At 65.1% G+C, this 11,503-nt stretch carries 12 protein-coding genes; 5 read left to right on the top strand and 7 right to left on the bottom strand.

The features are described from left to right. Window positions 1-28: 28 nt before the first annotated feature. The 4 genes from ACFWO3_RS17370 to ACFWO3_RS17355 form a co-directional block, all read right to left on the bottom strand. Entirely contained in the window at window positions 29-1,060 is a 1,032-nt protein-coding gene (locus ACFWO3_RS17370) for an aspartate-semialdehyde dehydrogenase (protein WP_378579966.1), read from the bottom strand. Between the two features lie 6 nt (window positions 1,061-1,066). After that, window positions 1,067-2,332, bottom strand: a complete 1,266-nt coding sequence (locus tag ACFWO3_RS17365; protein WP_378579964.1) for an aspartate kinase — start codon at window positions 2,330-2,332, stop codon at window positions 1,067-1,069. A gap of 96 nt (window positions 2,333-2,428) precedes the next feature. Beyond that, window positions 2,429-3,394: a hypothetical protein gene (locus ACFWO3_RS17360; protein WP_378579962.1), complete on the bottom strand. Its 966-nt coding sequence runs from the start codon at window positions 3,392-3,394 to the stop codon at window positions 2,429-2,431. Window positions 3,395-3,424: 30 nt separating this feature from the next. Further along, on the bottom strand, window positions 3,425-4,381 hold the full coding sequence (locus ACFWO3_RS17355; RefSeq protein ID WP_378579960.1) for an oxidoreductase: 957 nt from the start codon (window positions 4,379-4,381) through the stop codon (window positions 3,425-3,427). 90 nt (window positions 4,382-4,471) lie between these two features. Between ACFWO3_RS17355 and ACFWO3_RS17350 the strand changes: the two genes are divergently transcribed. Genes ACFWO3_RS17350 through ACFWO3_RS17335 form a run of 4 tightly spaced genes read left to right on the top strand, consistent with a single transcriptional unit; the run spans window position 4,472 to window position 7,514 of the window. Next, window positions 4,472-5,083 carry a TetR/AcrR family transcriptional regulator gene (locus ACFWO3_RS17350; RefSeq protein WP_378579958.1) on the top strand — a complete coding sequence of 204 codons (612 nt, stop codon included), beginning with the start codon at window positions 4,472-4,474 and terminating at the stop codon, window positions 5,081-5,083. Next, on the top strand, window positions 5,080-6,717 hold the full coding sequence (locus ACFWO3_RS17345) for an acyl-CoA dehydrogenase family protein (protein ID WP_378579956.1): 1,638 nt from the start codon (window positions 5,080-5,082) through the stop codon (window positions 6,715-6,717). Before ACFWO3_RS17350 ends, ACFWO3_RS17345 begins: the two co-directional genes overlap by 4 nt. 21 nt (window positions 6,718-6,738) lie before the next feature. Then, window positions 6,739-7,056, top strand: coding sequence for a GNAT family N-acetyltransferase (locus tag ACFWO3_RS17340; RefSeq protein WP_378579954.1), 318 nt, complete (start codon window positions 6,739-6,741; stop codon window positions 7,054-7,056). Beyond that, window positions 7,053-7,514: a carboxymuconolactone decarboxylase family protein gene (locus ACFWO3_RS17335; protein ID WP_378579952.1), complete on the top strand. Its 462-nt coding sequence runs from the start codon at window positions 7,053-7,055 to the stop codon at window positions 7,512-7,514. The genes ACFWO3_RS17340 and ACFWO3_RS17335 overlap by 4 nt, the downstream gene beginning before the upstream one ends. On the opposite strand, the gene ACFWO3_RS17330 is transcribed toward ACFWO3_RS17335, so the two are convergent. Genes ACFWO3_RS17330 through ACFWO3_RS17320 form a run of 3 tightly spaced genes read right to left on the bottom strand, consistent with a single transcriptional unit; the run spans window position 7,462 to window position 9,372 of the window. After that, window positions 7,462-7,971 carry a hotdog fold domain-containing protein gene (locus ACFWO3_RS17330; protein WP_378579950.1) on the bottom strand — a complete coding sequence of 170 codons (510 nt, stop codon included), beginning with the start codon at window positions 7,969-7,971 and terminating at the stop codon, window positions 7,462-7,464. The two genes, ACFWO3_RS17335 and ACFWO3_RS17330, sit on opposite strands and share 53 nt — an antisense overlap. A gap of 38 nt (window positions 7,972-8,009) precedes the next feature. Continuing rightward, entirely contained in the window at window positions 8,010-8,381 is a 372-nt protein-coding gene (locus tag ACFWO3_RS17325) for a hypothetical protein (RefSeq protein WP_378579948.1), read from the bottom strand. 1 nt (window position 8,382) lies between these two features. Beyond that, a complete protein-coding gene (locus ACFWO3_RS17320; protein ID WP_378579946.1) occupies window positions 8,383-9,372 on the bottom strand; it encodes a hypothetical protein in 990 nt (329 codons plus the stop codon). Window positions 9,373-9,589: 217 nt separating this feature from the next. On the opposite strand from ACFWO3_RS17320, the gene leuA reads away from it, so the two are divergent. Continuing rightward, window positions 9,590-11,398: a 2-isopropylmalate synthase gene (gene leuA, locus ACFWO3_RS17315; RefSeq protein WP_378579944.1), complete on the top strand. Its 1,809-nt coding sequence runs from the start codon at window positions 9,590-9,592 to the stop codon at window positions 11,396-11,398. Window positions 11,399-11,503: the final 105 nt, after the last annotated feature.

The raw sequence follows: 11,503 nt of genomic DNA, 5'->3' as shown, positions 1-11,503 counted from the left end.
AACCACTCACGGGCGGCGAAGCCGACTGCTAGACGAGCAATTCCGCGATCTGAATGGTGTTGAGTGCTGCACCCTTGCGCAGGTTGTCACCCGTCACGAAGAGCGCGAGTCCACGCCCCTCCGGTGCACCCGGATCCTGACGGATGCGGCCGACCAGCGACTCGTCGCCGCCCGCTGCGCCCAGCGGAGTCGGGACGTCCGCGAGCTTCACGCCGGGTGCGCCCTTCAGGATTTCCTGGGCACGCTCCACCGACAGCGGGTTCGCGAACTCCGCGTTGATCGACAGCGAGTGTCCGGTGACGACCGGAACGCGCACACACGTGCCGGAGACCAAGAGTTCGGGAAGCCCGAGAATCTTGCGGCTCTCGTTACGCAGCTTCTGGTCCTCGTCGGTCTCGCCGCTGCCGTCGTCGACGATCGCACCGGCCATCGGGAGCACGTTGAACGCGATGGGCGCGACGTACTTGTTCGGAGCCGGGAAATCGACGGCACTACCGTCGTGCACCAGCTTCTCGGCGTCGTCGACGACCGCCCTGACCTGGCCGAGGAGTTCCTCGACACCGGCCACACCACTGCCGGACACGGCCTGGTAGCTCGACACCACGAGACGCTTCAGCTCGGCTTCGTCGTGCAGCGCCTTGAGCACCGGCATCGCGGCCATCGTGGTGCAGTTGGGGTTCGCGATGATCCCCTTCACCAGGTTCTTGGTGGCTTCCGGGTTGACCTCGCTGACCACGAGGGGAACCTCGGGGTCCTTGCGCCATGCCGAAGAGTTGTCGACAACCGTCGCACCGGCGGCCGCGAAACGCGGAGCCTGCGCACGGGACAGCGTGGCACCGGCGGAGAACAGGGCGATGTCGATGCCCTTCAGATCCTCGTCGGACGTCGCTTCCGCGTCCTCGACGACGATCTCCTCACCGCGGAACGACAGCTTCTTGCCCGCCGAACGCGCGGAGGCGAAGAACCGGACCTTGTCGGCGGGGAAATTGCGCTCCTCGAGCAGGGTGCGCATCACGATGCCCACCTGACCGGTGGCACCTACTACAGCAATGGTGGTCATGAGAATCTACCGCCCTGTTCCCGCATGCACGACAGCTTCCTGATCGCCGCCGAGATCGAATGCGTTGTGGATCGCCCGAACTGCGTCGTCGAGTTCGTCGTCGTCGACGAGAACCGAGATGCGGATCTCCGACGTCGAGATCAGGTCGATGTTGATGCCTGCCTCGGACAGCGCCTCGCAGAACGTGGCCGTGACACCCGGGTGGCTGCGCATGCCGGCACCGACGAGCGACACCTTGCCGATGTGGTCGTCGAAGAGGACCTGCGTGAACCCGATGTCCTCCTGCAGCTTGGTCAGCATCTCGACGGCACGCGGGCCGTCCGAGGTCGGCAGGGTGAACGTGATGTCCGTGCGGCCGGTGTCGATCTTCGAGATGTTCTGCAGCACCATGTCGATGTTGATCTCGGAGTCCGCAACGGCACGGAAGATCCGCGCTGCGTAGCCAGGAGTGTCGGGTATGCCGACAACGGTGACCTTGGACTCGCCGCGATCGTGCGCGACACCGGTGATCAGGGCCTCTTCCACGGGAATATCCTCCATCGATCCGGACACGATCGTGCCGGGCTTGGCGGTGTACGACGAGCGAACGTGCACGGGCACGTTGTAGCGGCGGGCGTATTCGACGCACCGCAGCATGAGAACCTTCGCGCCGCAGGCGGCCAGTTCGAGCATTTCCTCGAAGGACACCTTCTCCAGACGCTGAGCATCCTTCACGATGCGTGGGTCGGCACTGTAGATGCCGTCCACGTCCGTGTAGATCTCGCAGACGTCGGCGTTCAGTGCAGCGGCCAACGCCACGGCGGTCGTGTCGGAGCCGCCACGACCGAGGGTGGTGATGTCTTTGCTGTCCTGACTGACACCCTGAAATCCTGCAACGAGAACGATCGAACCCTCGTCGAGTGCATCCTGCACACGACCGGGGGTGACGTCGATGATCTTGGCCTTACCGTGGCTGCCGGTGGTGATGACACCTGCCTGCGAACCAGTGAAGGAACGGGCCTCCGCTCCGAGGGAGTGGATGGCCATAGCTACCAAAGAGTTGGAGATGCGCTCACCGGAAGTGAGGAGCATGTCCATTTCACGGGCGGGCGGGGACGGACACACCTGTTGCGCGAGATCGAGCAACTCATCGGTGGTGTCGCCCATCGCCGATACCACGACGACGACATCGTTGCCGGCCTTCTTGGTCTCTACGATTCGTTCCGCGACTCGTCGGATCCGCTCGGCTGATGACACCGAGGATCCGCCGTACTTCTGGACGACGAGAGCCACGCGTTTCTACCTCCAGGTCGACAAAAATGAACTTATCCAGGTGACGAGCCTACCGAGGAGGTGTCCGAAACCCCAGCCACCGGGGGCTGGAGGCCGTCAGCCGAACACCAGGCGGGCCGTGTCCGCGACTTTCCGCACGGAGTCGCAGTCCGGACCGTGAACAGTGACGACACCGCGAGCGCGTCCGAGTGTTCGGGCGTACTCGTCGACCTCCGCTCCTGGACGTGTGACGTCGATCTCTTCGCCGGTTCGAGCTTCCCATCGGCATCGATCGCCGACCTGTTTCGGCCCGTTCTCGGCGTTCTGGTCCGGGCCTCCGGATGCCTTCACCGAGAGGGTCACGGAGACCTCGTTTCCCCGTGTCTCGACCCCGTCCGGGTGGAAGGTGCAGTCGAACGGGGTCGGCGGCTGTTTCGGGTCGACGACGCGGACGCCTTCCGGAATCGCGGTCAGAACATCGCAGGCGTTTGCGCCGACGAGGTCGACCGCCCACGGCGAGGCGTCGACCCGCAGCGGAAGACCGGGCCTCATCCGTTCGATCGCGGCGGCGACGACATCGTCCGCGAGCGGGCACGAATCCTGACCGGCGTTCGCACCCGTCCGAACGGTCGCGTACTGCAGTGCGTCGAGACCACCCAGATTCAATGCGAACACCCGCTCGCAGGTTCCACGCCCCAGATCCGGGCCCGTGCCCCGAAACACCGTGACGCCACCGACCTCGGTGCGATTCGTCTTCGCGGAATCGGACAGCATCGACGGCAACAACGACACGTCCACCGAAGTGAGTTCGTTGTCGTCTCCACGTATGAGGGCCGAGCACACGGACGCCTGCACAGCGGATCCGTACTGCAGCACAGCACCTGGCAGGGATGCTTCGTCGAGAAGACCGCACGGGTCCGCTGCGCGAAGTGCGTCCTCCACTTCGACGTGCAGCGACTGGGCGGGGCTCAGTGGTTTGTCGGGCTGCGCCGCCGGCGCGCCGTCCACTCCGCCACACGCAGCCAAGGCCGCCACCGACACGCACAGGGCGGCCGCTCGCACCCCACCACCGAACCGAATCACGGATTCCTCCCCCCGACGTTCCGCGCGACCCTACAGCGACGAGAGTCCTTCATACGTCGCGCCCGTCGCCGCCACCGATTTCTCCCACAGGCCGGCAGCCAGCTCCGTGTCGGCCGCCGCCTTGGTTCTCGGGGACCTGCGCACCGGACCGCGCGCGCCGCCGAACTCGTTGGGCCCCAGGTAGTCGTCGTTACGAACGTCGGGCATCGTGGCGGCGTAGAGCTGACTGAGCGCGCCGCCGAGTTCGTCGTTGCCGAAGATCTTCAAGCCGAGGTGTGTGAGTGCGAGCGCACCTGGAATCGGCGGGACCATCGAGTCGAACAGGTTCGTTGCCGCAATTCCGGGGTGCGCGGCGACAGCCGTCAGATGCCCGCCTGCTCGTTCGCTACGTCGCGCGAGCTCGCCACTGAACAGTAGGTTTGCGAGCTTCGACTGAGCGTATGCGCCCATGCGGTCGTACTCGCGGTGTTCGTAGTTCAGGTCGTCCAGGTCCACGCTGCCGCGGCGGTGCGCGACGCTCGCCAGGCTCACGACCCGCGGTGCAGGTGCCGCCATGAGGGAGGGAAGAAGCGCGTCCGTCAACGCGAAGTGCCCGAAGTGGTTGGTGCCGAGTTGCATCTCGAAGCCATCCACCGTGCGGGCGAAAGGTATGGCCATCAGACCGGCGTTGTTGACGAGCACGTCGAGAACGGGTGCGGTGTCGCGGGCACGCTCGGCGGCGTCTCGCACCGAGGACAGATCCGAAAGGTCGAGCGCGATGACGCGGTGGTCCGCGTTTCCGGGTGACACTGCGACGACCTTCTCGAGCGCGGTTGCCGCTTTGTCCTGGTTGCGGCAAGCCAGCAGAATTCGCGCACCGGCGCGAGCCAGTTCGGTGGCCGATCGCAGTCCCAGACCGTTGTTCGCTCCCGTGATCAGAATCGACTTCCCCGATTGATCCGGAATGGATGAGACATCGAAGTTCTTTCGATCCGACACGGTGAACACTCCTGAGAACGGTGATGGCTGTCCGCACCCAGTATCCACGTCGAGTAGGTGCCGTTGACACAAGAACGGAATCGGTGTTCAGTTCTTGGTGTGGCCTATCGGAGAACTCCGGCCGTCCAAGATCGCCTCGACGCATTGCGTGCGCGGCTGATCGCCTCCGCAACGGACCTGGTCGGTCGGCACGGTTATGCAGGCTGCTCCATTGCGGCAGTCGCCGCGGATGCCGACGTCGGCACGGGCACCGTCTACCGCCACTTCGCGAACAAGGGCGAGCTGTTCGCAGAGGTCTTTCGCATCAGTTGCAGTCGTGAGGTGAATGCAGCCGTCGATGCCGGCAACCGCGCCAAGGACGCGGGCGGCAACAACGTCGAGGCTGTCTCAGCCCTCGTCATCACCTTCGCTGAGCGCGCCCTGCGGGCCCCGACCATGGCCTACGCGCTTCTCGCGGAACCGGTCGATCCCGCAGTCGACACCGAGAGGCTGCTCTTCCGCGAGTCGTTTCGCGACGCACTCGCAGTCGCCGTCTCCGCAGCCGTTGCCGCCGGCGAGATCCCCGAACAGGACTCCGAAGTGACGGCAGCCTGCCTCGTCGGCGCCATCGCCGAAGCACTCGTGCGTCCACTCGCTCGAGGAACGGCAGACCCGAGAATTCTTCCCGCACTTCGCACGTTCACCCTCCGATCGCTAGGAAGTCCGTCATGAGCGCAACCCACGAAGTCTTCAATCAGGTTCCACCACTGGTGGATTACGACGCCGCGGAGTTCGCTCCCATCCTCGAGGCACTGCAACGCGAGGGCGCGCACGACGCACTGGAAGAGGTGCACCGCGTCGGCCGGATGGCCGGAAGCGAAGAAGCTCAGAAGTGGGGCGACCTCGCCGAGGAGCATCCGCCGGTGCTGCGCACCCATGATCGGTACGGGCACCGCATCGACGAGGTGGACTACGACCCCGCCTACCACCAGCTGATGTCGACCGCCGTCGAACTCGGCCTGCACGGCGCACCGTGGACGGACCCGAACCCGCACTCGCACCTGATTCGCGCCGCGAAGCTCGCCGTGTGGGGCCAGGTCGATGCGGGTCACCAGTGCCCCATCTCGATGACCTACGCCGTCGTCCCGGCCCTACGCCACAACCCCGAACTGTCCGCGCAGTACGAGCCCCTACTCGCCACACGCACCTACGACCCGAAACTCCGCGCACCGTTGACCAAGCCCGGACTGATCGCCGGAATGTCCATGACGGAGAAGCAGGGCGGCTCGGACGTTCGGGCCGGCACCACCCGCGCCGTCCCGCAGGCCGACGGCAGCTACGTCCTCACCGGCCACAAGTGGTTCACCTCGGCGCCGATGTCGGACATCTTTCTCGTACTCGCGCAGACCGAATCCGGGCTTTCCTGCTTCTTCCTCCCCAGGGTTCTGCCCGACGACACCCTCAACCGCATGCACCTGCAGCGGCTCAAGGACAAGCTCGGAAATCACTCCAACGCGAGCAGCGAAGTCGAATACGACGAGGCAGTCGCTTGGATGGTCGGCGAAGAAGGGCGAGGTGTTCCCACCATCATCGAAATGGTCAACATGACGCGGCTCGACTGCACGATCGGCACGAGCATCGGGATGCGCGCCGGAACCGCGCAGGCCACCCACCACGCCGTTCATCGCAGCGCGTTCGGCAAGCATCTCGTCGATCAACCGTTGATGCGCAACGTCCTCGCCGATCTGGCGGTGGAGTCGGAGGCGTCCACCACGGTGGCGATGTGGCTGGCCGCACTCACGGACCGGGCAACGTCCGGCGACGAGCAGGCAATCGCCCTTCGCCGAATCTCCCTCGCGGTGAGCAAGTACTTCGTGTGCAAACGCGGACCGATCCACGCCGCCGAAGCATTGGAATGCCTGGGCGGCAACGGGTACGTAGAAGAATCTCGGATGCCCCGGCTGTACCGGGAGGCACCCCTGCTGTCCGTGTGGGAAGGCTCCGGAAACGTGGCGGCGCTGGACACCCTGCGTGCGATAGCGAAGCAACCGGAGTCGTTGCAGGTGTTCTTCGAAGAACTCGATCGCAGCGCCGGCGCAGACGCCGAACTCGACACCGCGGTAGCTCGCGTGAAGGCGCACTTCGCGGACATGGATTCCCTCGAACACCGAGCCCGCACCATCGTCGGAGACATGGCGCTGGCCCTACAGGGATCACTGCTGGTTCGCTTCGGACACCCCGCCGTCGCCGACGCCTTCACGTCCACCCGCTTGGCGGGCAACTGGGGAAGCGTGTTCGGAACCCTTCCGACCGGCATCGACACGGCCGCGATCATCGATCGCGCCACTCCCAAGGTGAGCTCCTGATTTCGCACATATGGTGGTCGTATGACTTCCGTGCGTAATGCCACCGACCTGCATCGCTACGAGATCGAAGAGGACGGCACGCTCGCCGGCTTCACCGAGTACGTCGACAAGGGCGGGCAACGAATCTTCTTCCACACGGAGATCGGTGAGGAGTTCGGCGGGCGCGGCCTGGCCAGCACTCTCATCCGGGAGGCGCTGACGGACGCGGTCTCTGCCGGGCTCCGTATCGTTCCGATCTGCTCCTTCGTCGCACGCTACGTCGGCAAGCACGACGATTTCGCCGACAGCGTCGATGCCGTCACTCCCGAGACAGAACAGGCTGTGAAGGAACGGTCGTGACGAAGCGGGTCTACGTCGACAAGGGCACCCCGTCGGTGTTCAAGGCGATGAACGGCGTCGCCCTCGAAATCGCCGCACGCGCAACCGACGTCGAGCTGGGCCGGGTGATCATGGAATTGGTCAACGTTCGGGTCTCCCAGATCAACCAGTGCCTGTTCTGCCTCGACCTGCACTCACGCCGCGCAGTGGAGGCTGGCGAATCCAACCAACGGATCGCCGTCCTGCCGGCCTGGCGGGAATCCACGCTTTTCAGCGAACAGGAACGCGCCGCGCTCGAGATCGCGGAAGCGGTCACGAAAGTCGCCACCGAACACATCGACGACGACACCTACGGCGCTGCGCGTTCCGCGCTGTCCGACGATCAGATCTCGGTGCTGATCTGGGCGGCGATCACGATCAATGCGTTCAACCGCGTGTCGATCCTGAGTGGACATCCTGTTTCGGCCGCACCCAGGTGACGATCTGCGCGTGCACCACTTCTTTGCCGTCGGTGTCGTAGATCGCGATGTCGACGGGCACGTCGCGGCCTGCGATGATCGACGCGATGTCGAGATCGAGAGTGGCCACGGCACGGAGACTCGAGACGGCCTTACCGAGGTACTGGACGTCCATACCCTTGGGGATCCACTGATGGGTGTGCGGCGTCGACGCCTCCATCACCATCCCCATTGCGGTCTCCGCCAGGTTGCACGCGGCGATCGCGTGGAACGTGCCGATGTGGTTGTGCACCCCGAACCACTTTGGGGCGGCGACCACGGCCTTGCCGGGTTCTGCGCTCTGGACCGTCGGCAGCACCGTGGCGAAATACGGAGCCCGTGCCCACAGGCCAACCGAGAAGGCGAGTCGACCGACGGGGTTGCCGGACAGCTTTCGCCACAGCTCAAGTGTCTTGGGTACCGGCTGTTCAGCATTCATACCGGCAACTTACTCTCGAGTAAGTTCGAAGTACACAGCTACTCGACCGACGGCCGCTTACCACCCGGCCGGATCGAGGCGTCGATCCGGTGGATACGCAGATCGTCCGCCGGAATGTGGAATGTCTCGGTGACTCGAACTGTCGTCAACGTCCGCCCGAAGAGGCCCGCGTCCAGCAGATACTCGGCAGTGACGTGGTCACCGTCCTCGGTCCAGGTGACGTCACGGATCGCGCGAACCAGGTGGTACTGCGGGCCGCCGGAAAGACTGCGCCGAAGGTGATTCCCGGAGAGTGCCGTCTTGAGGCCGACCTCGTACCTCACCGCCCCCGGCGCGATCGGCACCGTGTTGCCATCATGGCTCAGCAGTGCGTCCAGATAGGCCTGTGCGACATCGACTCGGGGATTCATCTCAATAGTCGAACATGGCAGCGGCGACACTGGCCACAACTTCCGCATCCTCGCAGTTCGCAGCGGAAGCGGTGACAGCTGCAGTCAGAGGCAGCACATCCTCGTCCGGCCGCCCGGTCTCGACCACCTCACCCGGATAGAAGTAGTAGTTGCACGCCATGGCGTCCTGAAAGTGCATGAAGCGGCGGTCTCCGAGCACGACTTCGTCCAGCCCGTTGTCCCGAGTCTCGGGCGGCGGGGTCAACGAGAAGGCCACCGATGCGGATACGGCACCTTTCAGTCCGATCCGGCACTCGAACGGTCGGCTACCAGGGCCGAACGTCTCCACTCGACCGTGCAACTCCTCCACAACCCGGCACGGATCCTGCTGCGCCAGTGGAATACCCCTGGCCCCGGCCACAGTTTCACCCCGCTCGAGTTTGCCCAGAACCGACGCGGTGACCCTGCGGGCCGCCACGCAGTCGGAAGCGCCGCTGTCCAGGTAGGACACATACCCCCACCGCTCCGAGGTATCCGGAAGTTGCTGCCCGAGAGCCAGATACGGGGCGAGCGGGAAGTACAGCGCGCAACTGCCCGGCAGCGTCACCGCCGAACCCCGCACCTGCTTTCCTGCGATCTCCTCCGCCGCCCCCAACTCGGCCGAGGGCTCGAGAACGCCGATGTTCACCTCCACCCAGGCAGGCGTCTCCGACGATCCGCCGGGCGGCACGATCTCCGCACGGCAGGTGGAGAGGTCGCCGACGGGGCCGTGAGCGATCACGTCACCGAATCCGTCGAGCGGTACCGGGTCCAACGCGAGACAGGGGTCGATCATCCGCGTGGCGTCCGCCGACTCCCACTCCGCGCGGTCGAGGGAACTGACCGGCTCACCGTGAATCGGAGGGCCCTCGCCCACCACTCGTGGAGATCCGTCGATAACCGACGCACACCCGCTGACCAGGGCAGCGAAGACCGCAAGAGCACAGCCGGCGGCCGTTCTTCGATGTGTCATCACTCCCCGATCCGTCGACGCATGATGTCACGGAAATCGACCCCGACACGCAAAGATCGTCATCAGGAGTAGAGTGCATTTCATGCAGCGCGCACTCCTCCTTGGTTGCCGCGACGGGGTCTGATCCAGACTGGCTTCCCGTCGCGGGGTTTTTCGTGCGCCGGTCGAATCAGCCGCAGGACTCACGAAGTCCAAACCGAACCTGGAGATCAATCCCATGTCCCCCGCCGACGCTTACACATCCGGAACGCGCACAATCACGCCGCCGACGAAGCCTGCGCCCGCCGACCAACCGGCCTGGAACACGCAGAAGAACTCGTCGATGCCCTCGTTCCGCTACCGCCCGTTCTCCGAAGAGGTCGAACCGGTGTCGCTGCCGGAGCGCACCTGGCCGGACAAGACCATCGACCGTGCACCGCAGTGGTGTGCCGTCGATCTCCGAGACGGCAATCAGGCACTGATCGACCCGATGAGCCCGGCGCGCAAGCGCCGCATGTTCGAACTGCTGGTTCGTATGGGCTACAAGGAAATCGAGGTCGGCTTCCCGTCCGCCAGCCAGACCGATTTCGATTTCGTTCGCGAGATCATCGAGGACGGCGCCATCCCGGACGACGTCACGATCCAGGTGCTCACCCAGTCTCGTCAGGAACTGATCGAGCGCACCTTCCAGGCCTGCGAGGGCGCCAACAAGGTCATCGTCCACTTCTACAACTCCACGTCGATCCTGCAGCGCCGCGTCGTGTTCAAAGCCGATCGTGATGCGATCAAGAAGATCGCCACCGACGCCGCGTCGTACGCACTGGCCGAATCGAAGAAGTACCCCGACACCGAATGGCGTTGGGAGTACTCCCCCGAGTCCTACACGGGCACCGAACTCGAATACGCCAAGGAGGTGTGCGACGCGGTCACCGAGATCCTGGGCGCTACCCCCGACCAGCCGGTGATCCTCAACCTGCCGGCCACCGTCGAGATGGCCACCCCCAACGTCTACGCCGACTCCATCGAGTGGATGCACCGCAACCTGGCTCGCCGCGAGGGCGTGATTTTGTCCCTGCACCCGCACAACGACCGTGGCACCGGCGTCGCCGCCGCCGAACTGGGGTACCAGGCGGGCGCGGACCGCATCGAGGGCTGCCTGTTCGGTAACGGTGAGCGCACCGGCAACGTGTGCCTGGTGACGCTGGGACTCAACATGTTCACCCGCGGCGTCGACCCGCAGATCGATTTCTCGAACATCGACGAGATCCGCCGCACCGTCGAGTACTGCAACCAGTTGCCCGTCCACGAGCGCCACCCGTACGGCGGCGACCTGGTCTACACCGCGTTTTCCGGAAGCCACCAGGACGCCATCAACAAGGGCCTCGACGCCATGAAGGTGGACGCCGACTCGCAGGACTCGGACGTCGACGACATTGCGTGGGCGGTCCCGTATCTGCCGATCGACCCCAAGGATGTCGGCCGTACGTACGAGGCTGTCATCCGCGTCAACTCGCAGTCCGGTAAGGGCGGCGTCGCATACATCATGAAGGCCGATCACGGGCTCGCGCTGCCGCGTCGCTTGCAGATCGAGTTCTCGCAGGCCGTTCAGAAGATCACGGACGGCGAGGGCGGCGAAGTGTCGCCCAAGGAGATGTGGGACGTCTTCCACGAGGAGTACCTGGCGCCGATCCGCCCGCTCGAGCGGATGAAGCAGACGGTCACCGCTGCCGAGGAGGACGGTGGCACCGACTCGATCGTGGCCACGGTCAAGCTCGACGGCAAGGAGCACGAGATATCGGGCGCCGGGAACGGCCCACTCGCAGCGTTCGTCGACGCGTTGTCCGCCATCGACCTCGATGTCCGTGTACTGGACTACTCCGAGCACGCGATGTCCGCCGGTGACGACGCGCAGGCCGCGGCCTACGTGGAATGCGCGGTCACGATGCCCGAGGGCGAAACCAAGGTCGTGTGGGGCGTGGGAATCGCCACCTCGATCACCACCGCGTCACTGCGCGCCGTGGTGTCCGCGGTCAACCGCGCACATTAGCGCCGCAGGCCCTGTGAGTGGTGTGGGAGGGCCGAGACGCGCAAACCACACCCACGCGCCGCCGGCCGGGGGCATGTGCGCTAGGGCGGCCGGGTGGGGCGTCCG

The organism is Rhodococcus sp. NPDC058521 (assembly GCF_042719695.1).
In the GTDB taxonomy this organism is placed as follows: Bacteria; Actinomycetota; Actinomycetes; order Mycobacteriales; family Mycobacteriaceae; genus Rhodococcus_F.
This window is presented reverse-complemented; position numbering and strand designations above follow the sequence as displayed.